This is a genomic window from Vagococcus humatus (genome assembly GCF_003950325.1).
Lineage (GTDB): Bacteria > Bacillota > Bacilli > Lactobacillales > Vagococcaceae > Vagococcus_C > Vagococcus_C humatus.
In genome coordinates, this window is sequence record NZ_PXZH01000006.1 from 90,929 (window position 1) to 116,282 (window position 25,354).

The following is a 25,354-nucleotide window of genomic DNA, read 5'->3' on the forward strand; positions in this document are numbered from 1 at the left end:
GTTTTTTGAAGTAGGAGAGTAAAATAAAATGGAAAAATTTGATAAAGATTTATGTTCTGTTCAAGAAGCAAGAAACTTAGCAAGAGAAGGATATCAAGCAGCAAAAAAATTAGCTACTTATACAAATGAACAAATAGATGCTATTTTAGTAAGTATGCGTGATGCTGCAGCAAAACATACTGTTTGTTTAGCAGAAATGGCAGTGGAAGAAACAGGGTTTGGTAAAGTTGCTGACAAAGCGTATAAAAATCATGCTGGTTCAACGTTGCTTTATGAAGAGATAAAAGACCAAAAAACAGCGGGAATTATTGCAGAAGATCCATTAAAAGGAACATTAGATATTGCTGAGCCTGTTGGGTTGGTCTTGGGAATTGTTCCATCAACTAATCCGACTTCTACTGCTTTTTTTAAAGCTATGATTGCTATTAAATCACGGAATGCCATTGTGTTTGCGCCTCATCCAGCTGCAGCTAAATGTACCAATAAAGCAGCTGAAATCATGCGTGATGCAGCAATTTCAGCCGGTGCCCCTCAAGGAGTTATCGGCAGTGTATCTACTCCAACAATGGCTGCTACCAATGAATTAATGCACGCTAAAGAAATCTCATTAATCATTGCAACAGGTGGTCCAGGTATGGTAAAAGCTGCGTATAGTTCTGGTAAACCAGCTATTGGTGTTGGTGCTGGTAATTCACCTGCTTATATTGAAAGAAGTGCAAATGTTAAAGAAGCAGTTGAAAAAATTATTGCAAGTAAAACATTTGATTATGGAACTATCTGTGCATCAGAACAATCAGTTATTTGTGAGAAAGCTAATCAAGATGAAGTTCGAAAAGAGTTTGAACGTCAAGGTGGCTACTTTATGACAAAAGAAGAAACTGAAAAAGTTTGTCAGTTGCTCTTTAAAAATGGTGGTCATGCGATGAATGCTAAGTTTGTAGGTCGTTCTCCACAGGTTATTGCTAAAGGAGCAGGTATTACTATTCCAGAAGGAACAAAAGTGTTATTAGGAGCACAAGAAGGTGTAGGAGATAGTTATCCGCTTTCTTACGAAAAATTAACCTCTGTTTTAGCATTTTATGTGGTAAATGATTGGGAAGAAGCTTGTCAATTGAGTATTGATTTACTTCAAAATGGTATTGGTCATACAATGAGTATTCATACTAACAATCATGAACTTATTTTGAAATTTGCTGCTAAACCAGCTTCTCGTATTTTAGTTAACACAGGTGGCAGCCAAGGTGGTACTGGAATCAGTACTGGTTTACCAATTTCTTTTACTTTAGGATGTGGAACATTTGGTGGAAGTTCTGTTTCTGAGAATGTAAGTCCAAAACATTTATTAAATGTAAAAAAAGTGGCTTATGGTTTAAAAGATGTAACTAAATTAGTAGAGAATGATAAAACATTTAACTATCCTGAATTAAATCAAACAAATAAAATTAATTTAAATATCAGCCCATCTGAAAATCAACAAACATTTGAAGAAAGCTTAACTAAAGTAGTAGATTCTGCAGTTGGTAGCAATCAAGATAAAGAAAAATTAGCAGAGATTGTTAGAAAAGTCTTACTAGATATGGGAAAATAATAGGAAGAGTGGACAAGATGGAAAATTATGAAGAGATACTAGAGTTAGTTGTCAACCGCTTGACTCAACCTCAAGGAAGTTTACAAAAAAAGGTAGTACCATTAGGAATTTCCAATCGACATATTCATCTATCACAATGTGCTGTTGATAAGTTATTTGGAAAAGGCTATCAATTAACTAAAATAAAAGATTTAGCTCAACCAGGCCAGTATGCTTGTAAAGAGTGTGTAACTTTAGCAGGCCCTAAAGGAGTTATTCAAAAAGTACGAGTGTTAGGTCCTGTTAGACCAGAAACACAAGTAGAAATTTTACAAGGTGATTCATTTAAATTAGGTGTAAAAGGAGATGTTAGACTTTCAGGTGACTTAAATGGCACATCTGGAATTACTATCATCGGATCAAAAGGTTCATTAGAATTAACTCAAGGTGTAATAGTAGCTAAGAGACATATTCATATGACATTAGAAGATGCCAAACGTTTAAATGTTTGCGACGGAGAAACTGTATCAATTGAATTAACTGGATCTCGCGGTGGTACGTTAAACAACGTTATCATTCGTGCACAAGCTAACGCTACGTTAGAGTGTCATGTAGATACAGAAGAAGCTAATGCTTTAGGCATTACCCCAGGAACATGTGTAGAAATTATAAAAAATAAATAAGCTATGGATAATTAGGAGGAAATACAAATGAAATCTGATGCATTAGGAATGATTGAAACAAAAGGATTAGTAGGAGCAATTGAAGCAGCTGACGCAATGGTTAAAGCGGCGAATGTAACCTTAGTTGGTAAAGAAAAAGTAGGTGGAGGTATTGTGACAGTGATGGTACGCGGTGATGTTGGTGCAGTTAAAGCAGCAACTGATGCAGGGGCGGCAGCAGCTGAACGAGTAGGCGAATTGTTATCTGTTCATGTTATCCCACGTCCACATTCTGAAGTTGAAGTTATCTTACCTACAGAAAAAAACTAAATATAAGCTAAATTAAAAAAAGATAGCACTCAAATAATCATTTGGGTACTATCTTTTTTTATTTGAACATAAATTTTTTACAATTTCCGAAGTTCTTTACTTTTAACTTGATAATGCTTATATAAGGCAGCAAATTTTTCTTCATAGTGATGATCCCAGGGCTTTTCTTTTCCGCAAAAGTGCAAAAAAACAGTATGTTGCATCACCCAATCCAAAGTAGTTTGCTTGTTGCTCATTAAGTAGTAGGTGTGAGTATAACGAACATCATAATTCCAAATTTGATCATCTAAAGCATAAATAAGATGGCCATATAATCCGTTTAAGATATCTTGATCAGGGAGAACAAGTTGTTTTTCATTATCTTTAATGAATGTATAGATAGCTTGTTTATCAACTATTTTTCTTACCTGATCTAGATTGATTAACAGCACACCTGAATTAAAATAGCCATCATTGCCGTAAGTTTTTAGTCGTAATTTGTTCATCGCTCGGCTCATGCCAGTCATACTTGGATGAGAACATCCTGCATACAGATAGGAACCTAAGTCATAATTAAAAATAGAAGTTAAATCGTTGATACATAAAATATCTGCATCTAAGTATAAAATTTTAGTCAAATCTTTAGGTAAAAATTCATGGGCTAAAAGTCGGTAGTAAATAGCTTTTGGATAACGTGAAGAAGAGGGAGCGTCAGAAAAATAACTTTCAGGTATAGAAATAAAACTGATATTAGAACCATAACGCCCACAAAAGCTTTCTAGAAATCTTTGAATTTCTTCAGAAAGATCAGTATGTAAAATGTAGATATCAAAAGATTGAGAAGAATTCATAAAAATAGAATACAAAGTAGTTTGTAGCTGTTCAGCAAAAGAATGATCAATTGAAAAAAGCAATGGATAATTTTTTTGCATTAAAAATCCCTCCTTAAATAATCTAGTTAGTTTAATTATACCAAATTTTACGTAATATAATAGAAGGAACAGTTGGAAAAGACTGGTTAGCTGAGTAGGTAAACGATTATAAATGATAAATATAGAGATGAATCAGGAAAATCAAAGGAGTGATATTTTAGACAAAAAAACCACTTGAATGATGAGTAACTAAGCTATTTTTACCAAATAGATGGATGAACACAAAAATAAAAAACTATTATTCATTTGTTTAAGATGAATAATAGTTTTTTTGATTAGTCTAATAATTGTTTTCTATCATTAAAGTAGCTTTTATAAGCTAAGTAACTGGCAATCATGGTAGAAAAACCAGTGGTAGCGATAAGCATAAACATAACTACAATTTGGTAGCGAATAGCAGTAGTTGGTTCAATTCCTGCGAACATTAACCCTGACATCATACCTGGTAAACTAACTAATCCAACTGTTTTTGCCCGGTCGATACTTGGAGCCATAGCAGATTTAATACTGTGACGAATAATAGGAGCTGTAGCTTGTTTTATATCAGCACCTAACGCTAATTTTTCTAAAACTTGTTGTCTTTGATCTTTAAAACTAGCATTCATAGAGCGGTAGCCTACACCAACTGCTGTCATAGCATTACTAGCAATCATACCAGTAATAGGCACAATTTGTGAAGGTGTCCATTCAAGCGCACCAGAAACAAAGAGAACAATTAAAGATACCGCTGTTCCTACACCAATTGCGATGAGAGAAATACTAAAAGCTTTATCAATTCCTCCAGTACGTTTAGCAGCATTGATTGCCGCATTAACGATAATAAAAAGAACCATAAACAAGGTTACTAAAATGTTGTCTAATTTAAAAATGTAACTTAATACATAACCAATGACAAATAATTGAACGACTGTTCGAATGGCTGCAATAAAAATATCTTTTCCTAACCCTAATTTTTCCTTGTAGTCGATTAAAAGAGCAATAACAATAAGAACACTTGCAAAAATTAATGATGTATTGGAAATATTTAAACTATTCATGATATTCCTCCTGTATTTGACCTTCTACCATTTTAATTTGATGAGTTCCTTCTTTAAATTCATCTGGGTTATGGGTAACCCATAAGACTGTAATATTTTCTTCTTGATTTAATTGAAAAATTAAGTCTCGAATAATTTGACTATTTTCATGGTCAAGAGCACTAGTTACTTCATCTAAAAGTAAAACATCTGTTTCAAATAATAAGTTACGAATAAGAGCAACTCGTTGTTTTTCACCACCAGAAATATCGTGGATGCTTTTATCTAGATAGCTAGCATCTAATCCAACACGTTCTAGTAAGTGAATAGCTCGTTTTTGATCAAATTCTTTATGTCTGATTTCATAAGGAAAGCTTAGGTTATCTTGAACAGTATCTCCAAATAAAGAAGGAGTTTGGAAACAATAAGAAACAAGTTTTCGGTATTCTGTTGGTTCGTATTGATTAATATCTTTATCGTGGAATAGAATTTTTCCGGAAGTTTCAGAAAGTAATGTTGCAATTATTTTTAGCAAAGTACTTTTACCGCTACCAGAAGGTCCAGTAATAGTGACCAATTCTCCTTGTTTAACTGTAAATGAAATATGTTGTAAGATTTTTTTTTGATCTGCTTCGAAATTAATATCTTGCAGGGTAAAAATCGGTTGGCTCATATGATAATTCCTCCTAATATATTTTATGCAAATTAAATCATAACATGTTTGTAAAATAAATGATAATGAATAAGTTTAATTGAGAATGATAGTAGTTCTCAATTGCTAAATGAGGGATTTATTTAATAATAATTATAAAAGATAGTTAGAGATTAGTCAGGTTTCAATAGGCTAGACAGAGCTAGATTTTATTTTGGTATAAAAATAGTATATATAATAGTAGAAACAGGTTTAAATTGAAAAAAACTAGTGGATTATTTTAACCGACAGGCTAAAGGACTAATAACTATTAAATAAATGATTTCAAACTAGATAAAAGTTACTAAAAGGATATAAAAAGAAATAAATCATATGAGATATGTAATAATACCCCCCTAACTTCTTTGCTTTTAGTAATAAAAGGTTGTTTTTGTCACAGTTCTGTTAAAAAAGCGAGTAAATACTAGATATTTTTACTTTTTTAGTTAATTTTCATGAAAACAAGCTGAAATTAACTAATTTTTAGATTATTTTAAGAAAAAAATCTAAATAAATTGAAAAAAGTTAAATGAACTATAAATAAGTAAAAAAGTAAAAAAATAAAAGAATTAAGTTATTAGTTTTATATCTATATAGTAAAAATATAAGGACAAAACTTTGATATAGCCTTATTCAATTAGAATTTAGATGGATATTTTGACTTAATTAATATAAGATATATCGTTATGTTTGTAAATCTTATCACAGGTTCATATATAGAGCTAAAAACCTACTATTTTACAAGTTGTTACAAAAAACATGTTCCTGTAATGAATTGTTACAAGTTGTTTACCAATGAAATATTATGAGATGGTAAAGTAGTTCCTGTCGTCAGATACGAATGACGTAGACACATGTAAACAAAATAAAAAATATTTCTCAAAGGGGATTAACATGAAATCAATTAAACATTTATTAGTCGGAACATTATTAGCAGCTGGTTTGTTTGTAGTAGGATCAGCAAGCGCAAGTGCAGATAGTCTTTATACTGTTCAATCAGGAGATACTTTATCTACTATTTCTGTAAAATTTGCTGGGAACAACAGCTTAGTTGAAAAAATTGCTAAAGCTAACAAAATCGAAAATGTTAACTTAATCTTTTCAGGTGAAAAATTAAATATTCCTGGTGTTGATAAAGTAGTTAACGAAGCACCTACTCAAGATGTACAACCTGTTGCAGTACAAGAAGCACCAGTACAAGAAGCTCCAGTACAAGAAGCACCAGTACAAGAAGCAGCACCAGTTGTTTCAACATCATCAGCAAAAGAATGGATTGCTATGAAAGAATCTAGTGGTTCATATGATGCTCGTAATGGTCGTTATGTAGGTCGTTACCAATTAGATTCATCTTATTTAAATGGAGATTTCTCTCCAGCTAACCAAGAACGTGTTGCGGAACAATATGTATCTCAACGTTATGGTTCATGGGAAGCTGCTCAATCATTCTGGTTACAAAATGGTTGGTATTAAGATAAAAAAATAACAATTATCCTTAAGAAACAAGTCTTTTATGACTTGTTTCTTTTTTTTGTTCTTGACAAACAGTAAAGAAAGCGTTATCTTTTATATAAACATAAGACGTCATACGTCATATAAGGAGAGAGGAACATGGAAATAGGATTAGTTGGTTTAGGAAAAATGGGATTAAGCTTAGCTAAAAATTTAGTCGATCATGGTCATCAAGTAGTGGCTTATGATTTAAAACAACCAGAACTTGAAGGAGAGTATCAAGCTACTATTAAGTTGACTCAGTCAGTTGAGGCAATGGTAGAAGCACTACCTGAATTAAAAATTGTTTGGTCTATGGTGCCGTGTGGTGAGCCAACCGATCAAATTATCGAAAAAATGCAAGCATTATTACCAGCTGGCTCTATTTTGATTGACGGAGGAAATTCTAATTATAAAGAATCTGTTGCACGAGGGGGACGTTTAGCTAGTCAAGGTATTCACTTTTTTGATGTAGGAACTTCAGGTGGAGTAGAAGGGGCTCGGCAAGGAGCTTGTTTTATGATTGGTGGAGATGCCACTGTTTTCCAACAAATTGAACCTTTATTCCAAGATATGGCAGTAGAAAAAGGTTATCTGTATGCAGGACCAGTAGGTAGCGGTCATTACTTAAAAATGGTACATAATGGGATTGAATACGGCATGATGCAAGCTATTGCAGAAGGCTTTGATGTGTTAGAGCATGGACCTTTTAATTATGATTATGAACAAGTAGCTCGGGTTTGGAATAATGGGTCAGTTATTCGGTCATGGTTAATGGAGTTAACGGAGTCAGCCTTTTCAAAAGATGAACATTTGGACGAAATTCAAGGCAAAATGTTTTCATCAGGAGAAGGAAAATGGACAGTAGAAGAGTCTTTGGCTACTCAAGTCCCTACGCCCGTTATCACAATGGCGCTAATGATGCGTTACCGCTCGATGTACCCAGATACTTTTAGTGGAAAGGTCGTAGCAGCTTTACGCAATGAATTCGGTGGACACGCTGTAGCTAAGAAAGGAGATTACTAACATGGAAAAGGATTTAATGATTGGTGTAGATATTGGAACAACCAGTACTAAGGCTGTTTTATACGACAAAACAGGTAATAATTTAGCTTATGCCAATGTTGGCTATCCACTTTATCAAGAAGAACCTGATATGGCTGAACAAGATCCTGATGAAATTTTTGATGCAGTTTTGGATGTTTTAACTCAAGTGATACGTAGAGCTGGAGATAAAAAAGACCAAATTTCAGGCGTGTCTTTTTCTAGTGCTATGCATAGTTTAATTTTGATGGATGAACATAATCAACCTTTGACTAGATGTTTGACTTGGGCAGATAACCGAGCTTACGAATGGGCAGACAAATTAAAAAATAGTGATAAGGGATTGGCATTATATCACCGAACTGGTGTGCCTATCCATCCCATGTCTCCGTTGTGTAAAATGCTTTGGTTAAAAAATGATTGGCCTGAGTTATATGAGAAAACTGCTTATTTTATTGGGATTAAAGAATATATTTTTCATAAATTTTTTGGTAAATATGTGGTAGATATTTCGATTGCTTCCGCTACAGGTTTATTTAACATCCATACTTTAACTTGGGATGAGGAAATTATTCAGCTACTAGATATTGAGAAAAATCAGTTACCTCAATTATTAAATACCACGGACTATCTAGAAAATTTAAACACTAGCTACTTTGAAAGAATTGGTTTAAGTGATCAGATACCTTTTTATATTGGAGCCAGTGATGGTTGCTTATCTAATTTGGGTGTTAATGCTATTGAAGAAGGAACTATGGCTATAACGATTGGAACAAGTGGTGCTGTGAGAATGGTAGTAGATCACCCTGTAACAGATCCTAAAGGACGGACGTTTTGTTATGCTCTAACAAAAGATTTATGGGTGATTGGTGGTCCGGTGAATAATGGAGGAATTGTTTTTAGATGGGTGCGCGATCAACTGTTTGCACCAGAAAAATTAACAGCAGAACAAATGCAAGTGGATAGCTATGAAATTCTAACACAAATGGCAGAAAATATTCCAGCAGGTTCGAACGGCTTAATATTCCATCCTTTTTTAGGTGGAGAGAGAGCCCCTTTATGGAATGCTAATGCAAAGGGATCATTTATTGGCTTGACTACAACTCATACCCGGGCACATATGATTCGTGCAGCTTTAGAAGGCATTGTTTTTAATTTATATACAGTTTCTTTGATTTTAGAAGAAATTGCAGAACGACCTAAAAAAATTCAGGCAACAGGTGGGTTTGCTCGTTCAGCTTTATGGCGTCAATTACTGGCAGATATTTTTGAACAGGAGGTAGTTATTCCTAAAAGTTTTGAAAGTTCTTGTTTAGGAGCTGCTGTTTTAGGGATGAAAGAGCAAGGGATAATAGCATCGCTAAATGAAGTAGAACATATGATTGGGGTAACTCATTCACATACACCGCAACCAGAAAACTTTTCTGTTTACCGAGAGTTACTACCAATTTACATTCGAACAACTCGGTTATTAGAAACTGAGTTTTCAGCTATTGCAGATTTTCAAAGAAAACATTCATAGGAGATAAGGAGTGAGTGAATATGTTAATGGTATTACTAGGAATTTTGGTACTATTAGTATTAATTGTAAAATTTAAATTAAATACATTTGTATCATTAATTATCGTTTCGTTAGGTGTAGGGTTAGGCTTAGGTATTCCCTTTAACGAGATTGTATCAGTAGTTGAAAAAGGAATAGGTGGTCAACTTGGCCACCTTGCCTTAGTATTTGGTTTTGGTGCTATTTTAGGGCGATTAGTAGCAGATGCAGGAGGAGCGTACCGAATTTCCCACACATTAATTGATAGATTTGGAAAAGCGAAAATTCAATTTGCAGTGCTGATTGCATCTTTTATTATCGGGATTGCTCTATTTTTTGAAGTAGGATTAGTCTTACTTATTCCTATTATCTTTGCAATTGCCAATGAAGTTGGTGTATCTATTTTATATTTAGGGATACCTATGAGTGCCGCTTTATCTATAACTCATGGTTTTTTACCTCCCCATCCAGCTCCTACTGCGATTGCGAATATTTACGGAGCAAATATCGGCATGGTTTTATTGTATGGCTTTATAATAGCGGTTCCAACAGCTATTATTGCAGGTCCGTTGTACACAAAAGTCGCACAAAAAATAGTGCCAGATGCTTTCAAACATAAAGGAAATTTAACCGCTTTAGGAGAACAAAAAACATTTAAATTAGATGAAACTCCAAGTTTTGGGATAAGTCTACTAACATCTTTGTTTCCAGTTATTTTAATGGCGATTACTACCATTTATGAATTAATAAAAGGCTATAACTTAAGTGATAGTAAACATTGGTTTGAACAGGTTTTATCTTTTATAGGTAATCCAAGTATTGCTATGTTGTTATCCTTATTGCTAGCTATTTATACTATGGGAATTCAACGGAATATCCCGATGAAAACAGTGATGAAATCAGCTGAAGAAGCTATCAAGCAAATAGCTATGATGTTATTAATCATTGGTGGTGGAGGTGCTTTTAAAGAAGTTCTTATTGCAGGAGGTGTAGGGGATTCTGTTGCACAGTTATTTATGAACTCTAATTTGTCACCTATAGTATTAGGTTGGTTAATTGCGGCAGTGTTAAGAATTTGTTTAGGTTCAGCTACTGTGGCCGCTTTGACTGCTGCTGGATTAGTGGCACCTTTAATGGCAGCTACTGGGACAAATCCTGCTTTAATGGTTATTGCTACTGGTGCAGGTAGTTTAATTGCTTCTCACGTAAACGATGCAGGTTTTTGGATGTTTAAAGAATATTTTAATTTATCCATCAAAGAAACTGTTGCAACTTGGACAGCATTGGAGTCGGTTATTTCAGTGGTCGGTTTAGCTGGGGCTATGTTGTTAAATTTATTTGTTTAATAATTGGTTAGTTGAATAGGAAAACCCAAGGGATGATTTAATCTCTTGGGTTTTTTACTATTCAAAATCATTTTTGATGAGGATAATATACTCTTTTATTACTTTAAAAAAAGCATTGATTTCTTCTACAGAGCAATGTTCTAATAGTTGCTCCATAGTTTTAGCAATGTCAATTGTGTCGTAAAGTTTATGAGCTTTACTTAGCTTTAAGCCTTGTTCTGTCACAAATAAATGTTGAATTTTTGCATTATCCACTGATTGTCGTTTTTCGATTAACTGTCTGTCTACTAGTTTGGTAATAGTTTGAGACATGGCTCCTTTTGTTTTATTCCAGTATGTTGCTAACTCACTAACCGTTGTTCCTGGATTTTCTTCAATGAAGGTGATTGTATGAGCTTCAATCATGGAGACTACATCTCCAGTTCCGTAATCGTGTTTAGAAATAATATAGTTATAATATAACATTACAAATTGATATATATTATTGTGTCGATCATTTAAAAGTTTAAATTGATCGTCAATTGATGGGACTTTCTTTTTTTCTTCTGACATGGAATCCATCCTTATAAAATAATTTAATTCTCTTTATTATGTCATAAATAGATTAAATATACAAATTCGGAAAACCCTTATTAATTAGTAAAATAGTTTAGGTGCTAAACTATTTTGTGATAAGCTATTGACTTAATAAAGGTTTTTGATTAATATTTAGATAAATAGTTAAGGGCCTAAACTATTATGCTAAGTGTTAAGGAGATTATAAAAATGTTACAACGAATTAAAAGTTCAAAAGTACCAGGTGCGATTGGCAGTTATTCTCAAGCTACATTAATCGATTCATTTATTTTTACTTCAGGGCAATTACCCTTAGATACGGAAATAGGTGATATTCGCCAACAAACTAAACAAAGTTTACAAAATATTGAGAATATTTTAAAAGATAATGGAAGCGATTTAGATCACGTGATTAAAACCACTGTTTATCTGAAACAGATTGAAGATTTTAGTCAAATGAATGAGGTTTATAGTAGTTTCTTTAAAGAAGGAGATTACCCTGCTCGTACAGCTTTTCAAGTAGGAAATTTACCCAAAAACGCACTAGTTGAAATCGAAGCAATTGCAATTTTAAAGGAAGAGGTTGAATAAACATGGAAATGACAGAATTTATTAATCAATACGGAGTGGAAAGAAAACAAACTAACTCATTAAAATGGGATGCACTAGATGTGAGATACGGAGATCCTGATTTAATTGCTATGTGGGTAGCAGATATGGAATTCAAAGTACCAGAAGCTGTTCAAGAAGCACTACATCAACGTGTAGAACATGGGGTATTTGGCTACTCTTATACACCAGATTCTTACTATGAAGCATTTTTCGCATGGCAAAAGAAACGTCATAATATTGATTTAGAAAAAGAATGGGTTCGTTTTTCACCAGGAGTTGTTAGCGCTTTATACTGGTTTGTTAATATTTTTACAAAAGAAAATGATAGCGTAATGATTCAATCTCCTGTTTACTATCCTTTCCACAATGCTGTTTTAGATAATAATCGTCGGTTAGTTCGCTCTGAGTTAGTTAATACGAATGGTCATTACACTATGGATTTAGCTGATTTTGAGAAAAAAGTAGTAGAAGAAAAAGTTAAATTATTCATTTTATGTTCTCCTCATAACCCAGCCGGTCGAGTATGGTCAGAAGAAGAGTTGATAAAAGTATTAGATATTTGTCAGAAGCATGATGTGTTAGTTGTATCTGATGAAATTCATCAAGACATTATCTTAGGGGACAATGAGTTTGTTTCTAGTTTAAATGTAGGAAATGGCAAATATCAAGATAATTTAATTGTTTGTACAGCTCCGTCTAAAACATTTAATTTAGCATGTCTATTGAACTCTCATATTATTATTCCCAATGAAGACATTCGGAACGCTTTTGATCTAGGATCTAAAAAAATTAATCAATGTGAAACAAGTATTATGGGGCAAATTGCTACAGAAGCTGCTTATCGTCACGGAGAAGAATGGTTAGATAGTTTGCTAGAAGTTATCGAACATAATTTTAATTACTTGAAAAAAGAATTGAATGAACACGCTCCTAAAGCAGTAGTGACTCAATTAGAAGGAACTTACCTAGCATGGGTGGATCTAAGAAATTATGTGGAACCAAAAGAGATTAAAGGATTTATTCAAGATAAATGTCGTTTAGCTATTGATTTTGGTGAGTGGTTTAGTGATGAATGTCAAGGATTTGTTCGCTTAAATATGGCTACTAATCCTAAATTTGTAGAAAAAGGTGTCCAAAATATGATTGCTGAATTACAAAAGATTGATGGGTGATTAGAATGAGTATTTTGAAAAATTATAAATCATCATTTATTTTACTATTTGGAATTATTATGGGTTCTATTATTGGCGCGGTAATGGGACCTAAAGCCAGTATGTTAACTCCAATAGCTGAATTGTTTTTAAACTTATTGTACTGCTGTATTGTTCCTATGATTTTTACGTCTTTAGTGTCAGCTATTGCTAACATGAAAAGTACCAAACAGTTAGGCAAAATTTTAGGAACGATGTTGTTCCTGTTTATAGTTACAGGTATTATTGCAGCTGTTTATATGATTGTGGTTTGTGTAATCTTAGATCCTTCTAAGGGAGCAAATATTCAACTAAATCAAACCATTGAAAGTGGTAAAGCAAATACTAACTTTGTTTCTATGTTGACAGTCAATGATTTTAACTTACTTTGGAGTCGACAAAATTTAATGGCATTAATTATTTTTACCATTATTTTTGGAATAGCTACGTCTTCTTTAGGAGAAAAAGCTTCTTCAGTTATTCAATTTTTTGATCAACTATCTAAAGTGATTATGAAGATTGTGGGTTATGTTATGTATCTTGCTCCAATTGGTTTAGGTGCTTTTTTTGCCACACTTGTAGGAGAACAAGGAGCTCAAATTGTTGGGCCTTTATCACGCTCTTTAGTTATTTTTATCGGAGCGTCACTTGTTTATTATTTAATTTCTAATACAGTGCTAGCCTTTTTATCAGCAGGACATGATGGAGTGAAGGTATTTTGGAAACATATTATGCCACCAACTTTAACTTCTTTAGGGACTTGCTCAAGTGCCGCAGCAATTCCAACCAATTTAATCGCTGGGCAAGAAATTGGTCTGTCTGATGAGATTAATAATATCGCGGTGCCAATGGGAGCTAACTTGCATAAAGATGGAGCAGTCTTGATTCAAATTTTAAAAATTGTTTTTATGTGTAAAATATTTGATGTAAATATTTTAGAACCAAAAAATTTCATCACAGCTGTTATGGTTTCAGTGTTAGCATCTTGTGTCATGGGAGCTATTCCAGCTGGTGGTTATACAGGAGAAATCTTCATTGTATCAGCTTTCGGTTTTCCAGAAGTATCGATTCCTTTAATGGTATTAATTGGTACAATAACAGATGCACCTGCTACAGCAATTAATACGACTGGCGATGTAGGGGTAGCTATGTTGATTGAGAGAATGATTAATGGAAAAGATTGGATGAAAAAAAATAAACAAGCTAAAGAACAATTAAAACAAGAAGAACAGTTAACAGGAAAACAAGCTATTTTATCATAAAATGAACTATATGCCTTTTGTCAGTTAGTAACTAAACTAATAGACAAAAGGCATTAATTTTTTCTCTAGCTTATTGAGGATAAAACATTTAAACTAATAATTATTAAAGACTTATACTTATTTGGAGGGAAGTATGACAACTTATTTGATTTTATATACCACTGTAGATGGTCAAACGAAAAAAATCGCTCAATTTTTGGCAGAAAAATTAGCGGGAAAGGTAACGTGTCAACCATTAGAAGAAGATATTGAGTTACAGTCCTTTGACAAAATTATTATTGGGTCTTCTATTCGTTATGGTCATTTTCCAAAAAAATTATATCGATTTGTTAAAAAGCACCAATCTATTTTAGAAGAAAAACAAGCTGATTTTTTTGGCGTAAACTTAATTGCTCGTTCTCCTGAAAAACAAAAGGTTGAAAATAATGTTTATGTACGTAAATTTTTAGAAAAAGTGACATGGCAACCAAAAAATGTTTATATTTTTGCAGGAGCATTACTTTATACCAAGTACCGATTTTTTGACCGAAAAATGATTCAATTTATTATGAAGTTAACTGAGGGGCCAACTGACCCACAAGTGGATTCTGAATTTACTGATTGGAAACAAGTGACAAGTTATGCCAATCAATTAAATCATGAGAAATAAGTCGACAGATATATTAGGTTGATAAAATAGTTAGAAAATGAGTAAAAGTGTAAAATTAATAGACACTTTTACTCATTTTTTTAAGTAAAAAGAGGAGGTTGAATAGGGGATAAGATATTATATAATATTAGTTATTTATTTGTGAAATAGTTATCTTATAAAAATAATTATGTAAAATAAGTTTAATTTTAAGTGAATACATCTCATATAAATGTCAATTATATCTTTTTTACAAGGGATTAGTTATATTTATAATGTTATTTTTGAGTGTTATAAGTGCAAAAATATAAATAATATGATAAATTTTAACTAAGAGTAAACGCTTTATAGACATGTCTTGTACTCTTTTGTTGAAAAAATCCATATTTTTTGTTATGGAAATATAGTTTTTTTATTGTTTTTTAATTTATTTTAATTATTTTTTCGAAAAAGAAACATATTTAGCTTAAAAAAATGAATAAAATTCACAAAAAAGACTTATCTAAAGATAAATCACCAATATTTAGTGTATCTAAATGTTAGATAGGTGTTTGAAAAGAGGTGATTCATAGTATGAAAAATTGGTGGATTAGATGGATAATTCTTTTTACTTTAGTCAATGTGACTACCTCAATTGTTCAAGCTGTTGACAGTAACGTTCAAAGTGATGCAACTGTTTCTTTTTTTGGAGAGTATTCAGAGGATCCTCTAGAACCATCGCCATTAAAACCTGAATCGCCTAAACCGTCGCCTACACCTAAACCATCCCCTGTTTTTCCGCAATTGAGTGAAACACCATTTACCATTTGGCCACTAACGATTGGAGGTATCTGTCTCATTTTAGCTAATTTGTTGCTTATTTATCAACTATTTGGAGGGGAGGGGCATGTATACTAAGGGATTAAAAGGTATTTTTATAATGATACTAATGTTTGGTTTAGTAATTCCTACTTCATTAGTGTTAGGTGAAACAAATGAAAAAAAGGCTACTTCTTATGGCAGTATTTATTTTGAAGTAGATGATTCCCCTACTGACCCACTTGATCCTACTGATCCTTCTCAGCCTGTTGAACCGGAAAAACCTGGTCAAAAAGGACCTTTAAGTTTAGATTTTGTGTCTTCATTAGATTTTGGTACGCAAGAAATTTCAAAAGAAGATCGTGTGTATTATGCCACAACACAGCAAATCAAACAACAAAACACGGGAGTAGTTAAGCAAGTTCCCCACTATGTTCAAGTAACGGATAAACGAGGACAGGACGATGGATGGATTGTACAAGTTAGACAAAATGGTCCTCTTAAAGCAGCGACAAGTAAATATCCTGTTTTAACAGGGGCAATTATTACCTGGAATTCACCTAAAAGTGTATCAGTATTTAAAACAGAGGAGAATGATGTTGAGGTGTTTCCAATTGAGTTAAATGAAAATGGAGTAGCTTCAACTGTTATGAACGCTAAAGCTTACCATAGTTTTGGAACATGGTTATCAGTATACGGAGAGGAAACTAGTCTTACCAGTGTAGTAGAAAAAACGCCGCAAGGGAACCGAATGAGAAAAATCAATCCGGCTGTCTCGCTTTTTGTCCCAGGAAAAACACCCAAAGATGCGGCTAAATATTATACGTCTCTAACTTGGGAACTATCGAGTGTCCCAGTAGAATAAAAAAAGAAAAAGGGAGGCATTACCCATGAAAACGAAAAAATATAGAGGGATATTGTTACTCAGCGTGTTAGCTTTAGGCATGCTAGGACAGGCTACTTTATCTTTTGCAGAAGAAGAAAATAGTGTGAATTCTAAAGGGGATATCTACTTTTATGAAGATACTAGACCAGAGTTACCAGTAGATCCAGAAGACCCAGATAAACCAGTAGCCCCAGAAGAACCAACAGATAGTACTGAAGGGCCTTTAAGTATTGATTATGTTCCTAATTTTCATTTTGGTAGCCGAAGAATTGCTGTTAGTGGGATGACTTATGGAGCAAAATACAACCGGATGAAACCAGTTAAAATTTATGAAAAAAATGAGGCAGGCGAATTTGTACCAGCGACAAGATTTAACCGGGAAAGTTTGAAAGAGGGCGAAGAGTTAGAGAAACTGAGTGAGGTTACAGAAAATAGAGATCAACTTTATTACAAGGTAAAGGTATATGAAGATGATAAGCTTAAGGAAGAAAGTTACTTACCAATCACTCATATTTTAAAAGAGGGAGAGAAGTTAGAATATGATGATAATCTTGAGTTAGTGAGACACTATGTTCAAGTAAGTGATAAACGAGGGTCTAGTGGTAAGTGGGAGTTAAAAGTTAAACAAGATAGCCAATTTACTGGTAATAGAGTAAAAGATGAAGAAACAAATGAAATGTACAAGTTAGATGGGGCTGTACTGAGACTTGCAGCAGCAGAGGATGGAGCAATTGTAGGAAATAGTCAAAATGGGGGAGTTAAGCCTGAAGATATATTAGGCGTTAATATGCAAGAGATTAATATAGAGCCAGGAGAGGCTCAAGTTGTTATGAAATATGGCGCCGAATCTTCTACTGGTGGTATTGGTACTTGGGTTTATCGTTTTGGTAAAGCTCCTTATGATAAAAAAGCAGAGTGGGAGCAAAAATATAATGGTTCTTATAAAGACGCTGTAAAGAAAGATTTAGGAGTAGAAGCACCAGGTGTAACAAATCAATTACAAATTTTACCTCGTTGGTATCCAGATAACAAAGAAGGAGTAACTTTAGAGGTGCCAGCAGGTGCCAATCCACAAAAAGATACTTTGTATGAAACTAAGTTAACATGGACATTAGCAACGGCTGAATAAAACACTTTTTCTAGAATAGAGTGGTTTTAAAGATGCTCTATTCTAGAAAAATAGATGACAATATAATTACGGAGAAATGGCTATGAAAAAAATTCAATCAATATTTATTATCTTATGTTGTATATGTTTTTTTCCAGTAATTAGTTCAGCAAAATCATTAGATTTTTATGTTGAACCTAAATTACCAGATAATCAATATCGTCAAAATGTTGGGTTTTATGATTTAATTGTGAAACCTAGTCAAAAACAAACATTAGAATTAAAACTAGTGAATGGTTCTGATAAAGAAGTTCGAATTAAACCGTTACTGAAGCAAGCTCGTACTAATTTAAATGGAGTGGTTGAATACGGAAAAACAAAGGATAAACTGGATAAAGAAGTCCCCTATAAGATTGAAGACGTTGTAGTTCCAGTTGAAAAAGAAATAGTCCTTCCTAAACAAGGGGAAAAAGTATTGCACTTACAAATAAACATGCCTAAACAGGCATATAAAGGATTACTAGCAGGAGGGATTACACTTAAAAATGAATTAGATAAAGGTGAAAAGGATGCTGAAGCGAAAGATTCTGCTGTGAGTATTACGAATCAATTTGCTTATGTTATTGGAATCGTAATAAGAGAAAGTGAAGAAGAACTTCCTTCTAAGCTAACTATGGGGGATGTTAAAGCTGGCCAAGTCAATCATCGTAATGTGATTAACGCTACTTTGTATAATAAGAAAGCTAAGTTTATGAATGAAGTAGAAGTAGATGCACAGGTCTTTAAAAAAAATAATCAGGACAAGCCAGTTTATCATTCTGTTAGTCGTAATATGAAAATGGCACCTAATTCTTATTTTAAATATCCAGTCAAATTAAATGGACAAGAAATGAAGCCAGGGAAATATATGATGGATTTGACTGTTAAATCAAAAAATAATGAAAAATGGCATTTCACGAAAGAGTTTAAAATTGATAGGAAAATGGCCAAAAAATATAATGAGTTAGATGTGTTAGTTGAAAAAGATAATACACGATTATACATGCTTATTGGCTTTGGAGTAGTGCTAACATTATTGTTAATCGGAATGTATCTTGTTCAAAGAAAAAATAAAAAAGAAAAAGCTATGCTAAGAAATGAAATTAAGTTAGCTGATCAAACTAAAGGGAAAAAGAGAAAACGACGCAGGAAATAAAATAATGCGTTTACATTTATGAATATATGTGATAGTCTGTAAATGAAATCAATCTTATATAAGTGGATTGTTACTATTCAATTAGGCAAAAACCGCATGCAAGAAACTAGTTAATGCTAGTTTGTTGTTTGCGGTTTTTCTTTTTTATTAAATAGGAGGGATAGATTTGGAAAATAAAAGTCATTTTACAAAGGATTTTTTATTTGGCAGTGCAGCAGCAGCTTATCATTTTGAAGGAGCTTATAATCAAGATGGTAAAGGAGTAGCAATTTCAGACGTGGTTCCTAACGCTCCTTCAGATGGGAGAACTAAAGAACCTACAGAAGATAATCTCAAGTTACAATCTATTGATTTTTATAATCGATATGAAGAAGATGTAGAACTGTTTAGTGAGCTAGGATTACGTTGTTTTAGAACCTCTATTGCTTGGTCAAGAATATTTCCTACTGGAATTGAAGAAAAACCGAATGAAGCTGGCTTAGCATTTTATGACCGTTTATTTGATAAGCTTTTATCTAAAGGAATTGAGCCAATTATTACAATTACTCACACATCTGAAATGCCTTTATATTTAGCAGAAACATATAACGGATTCGCTAATCGAAAACTAATCGATTTTTATTTGAAATATGTTGAAACAATTGTGACAAGATACAAGGATAAAGTGAAATACTGGTTGACTTTTAATGAGATTAACGCTCTTTTAGGAATGCCTTTTTATCAAGCTGGGATTGATGAAACAAATGGTGTTACAGAAGAAGAAAAATTTCAAGCACTTCATCATATGTTTGTAGCTAGTGCTAAAGCAAAACAACTAATTAAAGGTATTTCTCCAGATGCACAGGTCGGATGTAGTTTTATATCAAGATTGACCTATCCCTTAAGTTCTAAACCAACGGATATTTTGGCAGCACAAGAAGAAAATCTATTTTATGATTTTTTTACAGATATTCAAGCATTTGGCGAATATTCCTGGTTTATTAAAAACTATTTCAAGAAGAATGAGATTAACTTATCTATCGATACAGAAGATATGAAATTATTAAAAGAAAATACAATGGATTTTTTAGCATTTAGCTACTATAATACGTCTTGTTCAACTTATGATAAAGATGCTGGAGAAAAAGGTAAAGGCAATATTTTTGAAACAGTAAAAAATCCCGAATTAGTTGAAGATGAGTGGGGTTGGCAAATGGATCCAATTGGATTAAAAGTCTTTTTAAATCATCTTTGGAATAGATACCAATTGCCAATGTTTATTGTAGAAAATGGTTTTGCAGCGATTGAACAATTAGAAAAAAGAGATGAGAAGTTGACTGTTAGGGACGATTACCGAATCAAGTTGATTGGTGATCATTTGAAACAAATTAACGAAGCTTTGGCTGATGGTATACATGTAATTGGATACACCAATTGGGCAGTAATGGACTTTGTTAGTGGAACTACTGGAACCATGTTGAAGCGATGGGGATTTATTTATGTAGATTATCAGCAAGATGGCTCTGGGACACTAAATCGCTATAAAAAGGAAAGTTTTGATTGGTATCATCAAGTAATTGAAACTAATGGTTCTAGCTTATTTGATTGTTAAACGTTAATGTATATTTCTGAATTAAGAGGAGTTGTATTAGAAAATCATAATTTTTTCATAATAACTTCTCTTAATTTTTATTTTAAAATGATATAATTATTATTTTATGATAAAACGTTTACATTTATACAGATATATGCTATCTTATGTATATAGAATAATATTTAGTGGATTGTTACTATTTAATTAGGCAAAAACCGCACACAAGAGACTAGCTGATGTTAGTTTGTTGTTTGCGGTTTTTTCTTTTTATATTAAAGAGGGAGGAGGAAATAAATGAAAGTTTTTCAAGTGTTAAATAATAACGTAGCAATAGTTCGTTTAGATGATGGAGAACAAGCTATCGCAATGGGAAAAGGCTTAGTTTTTAACAAAAAGAAGGGAGATCGATTAAATAAGCAGCAAGTTGATAAGTTATTCAAATTAGAGGGACAAAATCAAGAAGAAAATATAGCTTTGTTACTGCTGCATGATGTCCCAATCGATTTTATTACAACAACGTATGAAATAGTTGAACATGCCAAGATAAATTATCAATTTTTAACTCAAGAGTATATCTATGTGACATTAACTGATCATATTTATTGGGCATACAAAAGGTTGGAAAATAATGAGTTAAATAATAACCTAATTCCTAATATGGAAAAACAATACCCAATAGAATACCAAATTTCAAAAGATGCTTTAGCTATTATTTATAGGAATTTAAATATATCTTTCCCAAAAGAAGAAATTCAAAGCATTGCTCTACATTTTATTAATGCCAAAGGACAATCTGAAGAAACAAGTAAGTATGAAAATCGAAATATTAAAAATGTTTCAGAAATTGTACAAGAAGAGCTGAATTTACAGGGAATTTTTAGAACGGATAAAAACAAAAATTATTATGATCGTTTTATGGTTCACTTTAATTATTTTATTGATAGGTTAGATGAAAAAAGTGCTACAGATATTGAATTTACCAATGACCTTTTGGACCAACTACAACAGAGGTATCCTAAATCTTATCAATTAGCAACTAATATTTACACACGATTAGAGCATGAATTTTGTATTCAAATTAATAAAAGCGAAGAGTTATACTTAGTGATTCATATCCAAAGATTAATTGGAGAATCATCAAAAAGATAAACAGAAAAAATTTTGGAGGTAAATAATTATGGCAACAAAAGAAGAGATTTCATTAATAGGATTTGCGATTGTAGCATATGCAGGAGATGCTAAAACATGTCTATTTCAGGCAATGGACAGTGCTAGATTAGGAAAGATAGAGGAAGCAAGGAGCTATGTAGAAGAAGCAAACCAAGCAATTGTGGATGCACATAACGAACAAACTAATTTATTAAGTCAAGAAGCAGGAGGTGCTGATTTAGATGTAACTTTTATTATGGTTCACGCTCAAGATAGTCTTATGACAACTATGTTATTAAAAGATCAAGCAGAATATTTTATTGACATGTATGAGCGGCTAAATCAATTAGAAAAAAATTAATAATGGAGGGATAAAAATGGATGGAATTATTAAACAAATTGATAAGTGGCAACCAACTTTTAAAAAGATTGCTACTAATAAGTATTTAAGAGCGATTAGAGATGGCTTTATTTCACTAATGCCAATTATCATTTTTTCAAGTTTATTTTTACTAGTTGCTTATGTACCTAACATCTGGGGATTTATGTGGCCAGAAAATGTAGAAGCGGCTTTAAATAAAGCGTATAACTATTCTATGGGAGCATTGGCATTTTTTGCGGCAGCAAATGTTTCGAGGGCTTTGGCTGTAAATTTAAATTTAGAACTACCTAAAACTAATCAGGTACCTGTTTCATCAGTGATGTTTGCGACTCAAGTTGCCTTTTTATTAGTAGCAGTAGATCCAGTGTTTACTGATGAAGGTTTAAATTTATTTACAGGTTTTATTGGATCCAAAGGTTTGATTGCAGCATTTTTAGTGTCATTTATTGTGCCTAATATTTATTTTTGGTGTTTTAAACATAAAATTACCATAAAATTACCTGATGAAGTTCCTCAGAATATTTCAGAAGCTTTTCAAAATATTATTCCATTTAGTATCTCAACAACAGTATTTTGGTTGTTTGATATTGGGTTTAGAAAGCTAACAGGTACTAATTTAGCTGCCTGGATTATTGAAGCATTGGCTCCCCTTTTTACAGCTGCAGATGGCTATATTGGGTTAGCAATTATTTATGGGTTAATGGCATTTTTCTGGTTTATAGGTATTCATGGTCCCTCTATTGTTGAACCAGCAGTAACTGCAATTTACATGGTTAATGTAGAGCAAAATTTACATTTATATCAAGCAGGCCAGCATGCAGCTAATGTGTTGACTCCAGGAACTCAATATGCCGTAGCTACTTTAGGCGGAACTGGTGCCACTTTAGTAATTACTTATATGTTTGCAACTCTTGCAAAATCTAAAGAAATGAAAGCAGTAGGACGTGCTTCAGCCATACCAGTTACTTTTGGTGTTAATGAACCTATCTTGTTTGGAGCACCCTTAATTCTGAATCCAACATTCATGATTCCATTTATATTTGCTCCTATCGCAAATGTTTGGTTATTCAAATTTTTTGTCGATGTTATTAAAATGCCAAGTTTTATTTACAATTTACCTTGGACAACACCTGGTCCTCTTTATATATTTATGGGAACCGGTTTTTCATTAATTGCATTACTATTTGCTGTAGTAGTTATGGCACTTGATTTTGTAATTTATTATCCATTCTTTAAAGCTTATGACAGAATGAAAGTAGCTGAAGAAAAAGAGCAAGAACAAGAAGCTGAAACAGTTGAAAAGAAAATAACTGAAAGTATTACTAACACAGACGTTGAATCTAAAGAAGTAGGAAATGTAGTTTATAATGCGTCTGAATTAATTAACTTAAATCAAACAAAAGATGGACAACACTTGAACGTTTTAGTGCTTTGTGCAGGTGGGGGAACTAGCGGTATTTTAGCTAAATCTTTAAATCAATTATCAGAAAAAGAGCATTTACCATTAGAAGCAGCAGCAACTGCATTTGGTAATCACACTGCTTTGATTTCAGATATGGATGTTGTTGTACTGGCACCTCAGATGGCAACAATGAAGGATGAATTACAAAAAGAATGTGATTTAAATAATGCTAAGATGATTACGACTAATGGAAAAGAGTATATTAATATGACTCGCAATGCTGATAAAGCATTAAAACTTATCACAGAAACCTTAGTATAAAAAGAAAGGACGAATTAGCTCATGACTAAATTATTACCAAAGAATTTTGTTTTAGGTGGAGCAACAGCGGCATATCAAGCAGAAGGTGCTACAAAAGAGGATGGTAAAGGTAAGGTTGCTTGGGATGATTTTTTAGAAAAACAAGGTCGATTTAAAGCAGATCCTGCTAGTGACTTTTATCATCGTTACCCAGAGGATTTAGAATTATGTGAAAAATTTGGGGTAGACGGGATTAGAATTTCTATTGCTTGGTCAAGAATTTTTCCAAATGGGAATGATCAAGAACCTAATCCACTTGGAGTGAAATTCTATCATGATCTATTTAAAGAATGTCATAAAAGACAAGTAGAACCTTATGTAACTCTACATCATTTTGATACTCCAGATACTTTGCATAAAGAAGGAGATTTTTTAAATTTAGATACAGTTGAAGCATTTGCGAGATACGCTGATTTTTGTTTTAAAGAATACGAAGGAGAGGTAACTAAATGGTTTACATTTAACGAAGTATGGCCAGTCTCTTCTTGTCAATATCTTACAGGAACTTTCCCACCAGGCATTCGTTTTGATTATAGTAAAGTAGTTCAATCTATGCATAACATTATGTTGGCACATGCACGGGCTTTGAATTTGTTTAAGGAAAAAGGGTATGCGGGACAATGTGGAATCATTCATTCTCTTGAAACTAAATATCCTTATAATAGAGATAGTATTGATGATCAACGGGCAGCTGAGCTAGCAGATACTTTATCTAATAAATTTTTATTAGATGCAACTTTTTTAGGAGAGTATCAAGAAGCGACTTGGAATAATATTCAAGAGATTTTAAGAAGTAATGATGCTCATATTGAGGTTCCTTATGAAGATATAGTAGAAATGAAACAAGCTGCTAGTCAATTGGATTATTTAGGAATTAATCAGTATCAAAGTTCATTCTTTAGATCTTATAAGGGAGACAATGATATTCACCACAATGGAACGGGAGAAAAAGGCACATCTGTTTTCAAATTAAAAGGTGTAGGAGAAGCTATGTTTGATATGGCTATTCCAAGAACTGATTGGGATTGGCTTATTTATCCTAAAGGTCTGTATGATATGATTATGCGAGTGAAAAATGATTATCGTAATTATAAAGAAATTTTTATCACAGAAAATGGAATGGGCTATAAAGATGATTTTGAAGATGGTGTGATTAATGACACGCCAAGAATTGAATACATTAAACAACATTTAGAAGCAGTTTCAGATGCAATTCGCGATGGTGCTAATGTTAATGGGTATTTTTTATGGTCGCTTATGGATGTTTTCTCATGGTCTAACGGATATAATAAACGTTATGGGTTGTTCTATGTTGATTTTGAGAGTCAACAGAGATATCCAAAACAAAGTGCTTATTGGTGGAAAGAATTACATCAAACACGTGAATTAAAATAAGGGTTGAATATTTTGTAGAGCTATTTACAAAATAAAAAAATAAATACCCACATTAAGGACTCCCCTCCTTAGTGTGGGTTCTTTGCTTTGTTTTTGTTCATTTTAGCAATGATAGTTTCAAACAAAAGAGTTCCAACTAAATTGAGCATTAGCCTAGAACGGATTTTTTCTCGCGTTTTGGGAGCATCATACACATTGATAACGTGATCGCTTAATGTAGCAAGAGGATTGTCAGATAAGCTAGAGACTGCTAAGATTTTTGTG

At 32.8% G+C, this 25,354-nt stretch carries 24 protein-coding genes and 1 pseudogene; 20 read left to right on the forward strand and 5 right to left on the reverse strand.

Annotation, left to right across the window (positions count from 1 at the left end; translation table 11 throughout):
- The first annotated feature begins 28 nt into the window (after positions 1–28).
- The 3 genes from C7P63_RS09205 to C7P63_RS09215 are packed head-to-tail and all read left to right on the forward strand — an operon-like array spanning position 29 to position 2,559.
- On the forward strand, positions 29–1,588 hold the full coding sequence (locus C7P63_RS09205) for an acetaldehyde dehydrogenase (acetylating) (RefSeq protein ID WP_125943861.1): 1,560 nt from the start codon (positions 29–31) through the stop codon (positions 1,586–1,588).
- 17 nt (positions 1,589–1,605) lie between these two features.
- Complete coding sequence (gene pduL, locus C7P63_RS09210; RefSeq protein WP_125943862.1) at positions 1,606–2,250, forward strand: phosphate propanoyltransferase; 645 nt, start codon at positions 1,606–1,608, stop codon at positions 2,248–2,250.
- A gap of 27 nt (positions 2,251–2,277) precedes the next feature.
- A complete protein-coding gene (locus tag C7P63_RS09215) occupies positions 2,278–2,559 on the forward strand; it encodes a BMC domain-containing protein (protein ID WP_125943863.1) in 282 nt (93 codons plus the stop codon).
- A gap of 77 nt (positions 2,560–2,636) precedes the next feature.
- On the opposite strand, the gene C7P63_RS09220 is transcribed toward C7P63_RS09215, so the two are convergent.
- From C7P63_RS09220 to C7P63_RS09230, 3 genes are all read right to left on the reverse strand, one after another.
- Entirely contained in the window at positions 2,637–3,470 is an 834-nt protein-coding gene (locus C7P63_RS09220) for a glycosyltransferase family 8 protein (RefSeq protein WP_125943864.1), read from the reverse strand.
- 275 nt (positions 3,471–3,745) lie between these two features.
- Complete coding sequence (locus C7P63_RS09225) at positions 3,746–4,510, reverse strand: ABC transporter permease (RefSeq protein WP_207853032.1); 765 nt, start codon at positions 4,508–4,510, stop codon at positions 3,746–3,748.
- Positions 4,500–5,159, reverse strand: a complete 660-nt coding sequence (locus C7P63_RS09230) for an ABC transporter ATP-binding protein (protein WP_125943866.1) — start codon at positions 5,157–5,159, stop codon at positions 4,500–4,502. The genes C7P63_RS09225 and C7P63_RS09230 overlap by 11 nt, the downstream gene beginning before the upstream one ends.
- A 912-nt stretch (positions 5,160–6,071) precedes the next feature.
- On the opposite strand from C7P63_RS09230, the gene apf reads away from it, so the two are divergent.
- The 4 genes from apf to C7P63_RS09250 all read left to right on the forward strand — a co-directional run bounded on the left by apf (position 6,072) and on the right by C7P63_RS09250 (position 10,595).
- Positions 6,072–6,647, forward strand: a complete 576-nt coding sequence (gene apf / locus C7P63_RS09235; RefSeq protein ID WP_125943867.1) for an aggregation-promoting factor — start codon at positions 6,072–6,074, stop codon at positions 6,645–6,647.
- A gap of 138 nt (positions 6,648–6,785) precedes the next feature.
- The gene (gene gnd / locus C7P63_RS09240) at positions 6,786–7,691 is read left to right on the forward strand and encodes a phosphogluconate dehydrogenase (NAD(+)-dependent, decarboxylating) (protein WP_125943868.1); all 906 of its coding nucleotides are present in this window, start codon (positions 6,786–6,788) and stop codon (positions 7,689–7,691) included.
- Position 7,692: 1 nt separating this feature from the next.
- Complete coding sequence (gene gntK, locus C7P63_RS09245; protein WP_243640830.1) at positions 7,693–9,231, forward strand: gluconokinase; 1,539 nt, start codon at positions 7,693–7,695, stop codon at positions 9,229–9,231.
- Between the two features lie 14 nt (positions 9,232–9,245).
- A complete protein-coding gene (locus C7P63_RS09250; protein WP_125943869.1) occupies positions 9,246–10,595 on the forward strand; it encodes a gluconate:H+ symporter in 1,350 nt (449 codons plus the stop codon).
- A 57-nt stretch (positions 10,596–10,652) separates the two neighbouring features.
- Here the strand turns inward: C7P63_RS09250 and C7P63_RS09255 are convergent, their stop codons facing one another.
- Complete coding sequence (locus C7P63_RS09255; protein WP_125943870.1) at positions 10,653–11,147, reverse strand: MarR family winged helix-turn-helix transcriptional regulator; 495 nt, start codon at positions 11,145–11,147, stop codon at positions 10,653–10,655.
- Positions 11,148–11,360: 213 nt separating this feature from the next.
- On the opposite strand from C7P63_RS09255, the gene C7P63_RS09260 reads away from it, so the two are divergent.
- From C7P63_RS09260 to lacG, 13 genes are all read left to right on the forward strand, one after another.
- Positions 11,361–11,741 (forward strand): Rid family detoxifying hydrolase, encoded by a 381-nt coding sequence (locus C7P63_RS09260; protein WP_125943871.1) that lies wholly within the window; start codon positions 11,361–11,363, stop codon positions 11,739–11,741.
- A 2-nt stretch (positions 11,742–11,743) separates the two neighbouring features.
- Positions 11,744–12,934, forward strand: a complete 1,191-nt coding sequence (locus tag C7P63_RS09265; protein WP_125943872.1) for a MalY/PatB family protein — start codon at positions 11,744–11,746, stop codon at positions 12,932–12,934.
- Positions 12,935–12,939: 5 nt separating this feature from the next.
- Positions 12,940–14,214 carry a dicarboxylate/amino acid:cation symporter gene (locus tag C7P63_RS09270; RefSeq protein ID WP_125943873.1) on the forward strand — a complete coding sequence of 425 codons (1,275 nt, stop codon included), beginning with the start codon at positions 12,940–12,942 and terminating at the stop codon, positions 14,212–14,214.
- Between the two features lie 133 nt (positions 14,215–14,347).
- Positions 14,348–14,863: a menaquinone-dependent protoporphyrinogen IX dehydrogenase gene (gene hemG, locus C7P63_RS09275; RefSeq protein WP_125943874.1), complete on the forward strand. Its 516-nt coding sequence runs from the start codon at positions 14,348–14,350 to the stop codon at positions 14,861–14,863.
- Positions 14,864–15,415: 552 nt separating this feature from the next.
- Positions 15,416–15,739 carry an EF2685/EF0750 family sortase-dependent surface protein gene (locus C7P63_RS09280; RefSeq protein WP_125943875.1) on the forward strand — a complete coding sequence of 108 codons (324 nt, stop codon included), beginning with the start codon at positions 15,416–15,418 and terminating at the stop codon, positions 15,737–15,739.
- A complete protein-coding gene (locus tag C7P63_RS09285) occupies positions 15,729–16,505 on the forward strand; it encodes a WxL domain-containing protein (protein ID WP_125943876.1) in 777 nt (258 codons plus the stop codon). Before C7P63_RS09280 ends, C7P63_RS09285 begins: the two co-directional genes overlap by 11 nt.
- Before the next feature lie 25 nt (positions 16,506–16,530).
- Positions 16,531–17,655, forward strand: a complete 1,125-nt coding sequence (locus tag C7P63_RS09290) for a WxL domain-containing protein (protein ID WP_125943877.1) — start codon at positions 16,531–16,533, stop codon at positions 17,653–17,655.
- Between the two features lie 82 nt (positions 17,656–17,737).
- The gene (locus C7P63_RS09295) at positions 17,738–18,829 is read left to right on the forward strand and encodes a WxLIP family cell surface protein (RefSeq protein ID WP_165863814.1); all 1,092 of its coding nucleotides are present in this window, start codon (positions 17,738–17,740) and stop codon (positions 18,827–18,829) included.
- A gap of 166 nt (positions 18,830–18,995) precedes the next feature.
- Entirely contained in the window at positions 18,996–20,420 is a 1,425-nt protein-coding gene (locus tag C7P63_RS09300) for a glycoside hydrolase family 1 protein (RefSeq protein WP_125943879.1), read from the forward strand.
- A 276-nt stretch (positions 20,421–20,696) separates the two neighbouring features.
- Positions 20,697–21,551 carry a PRD domain-containing protein gene (locus tag C7P63_RS09305; protein WP_125943880.1) on the forward strand — a complete coding sequence of 285 codons (855 nt, stop codon included), beginning with the start codon at positions 20,697–20,699 and terminating at the stop codon, positions 21,549–21,551.
- 28 nt (positions 21,552–21,579) lie between these two features.
- Complete coding sequence (locus tag C7P63_RS09310) at positions 21,580–21,912, forward strand: PTS lactose/cellobiose transporter subunit IIA (protein ID WP_125943881.1); 333 nt, start codon at positions 21,580–21,582, stop codon at positions 21,910–21,912.
- A gap of 16 nt (positions 21,913–21,928) precedes the next feature.
- Positions 21,929–23,656, forward strand: coding sequence for a PTS lactose transporter subunit IIBC (locus C7P63_RS09315; RefSeq protein WP_125943882.1), 1,728 nt, complete (start codon positions 21,929–21,931; stop codon positions 23,654–23,656).
- 21 nt (positions 23,657–23,677) lie between these two features.
- Positions 23,678–25,090, forward strand: coding sequence for a 6-phospho-beta-galactosidase (gene lacG / locus C7P63_RS09320; RefSeq protein WP_125943883.1), 1,413 nt, complete (start codon positions 23,678–23,680; stop codon positions 25,088–25,090).
- 68 nt (positions 25,091–25,158) lie between these two features.
- Here lacG and C7P63_RS10340 read toward each other — a convergent pair.
- Positions 25,159–25,354 (reverse strand): annotated as a pseudogene (locus C7P63_RS10340) (hypothetical protein); the annotation flags it as partial.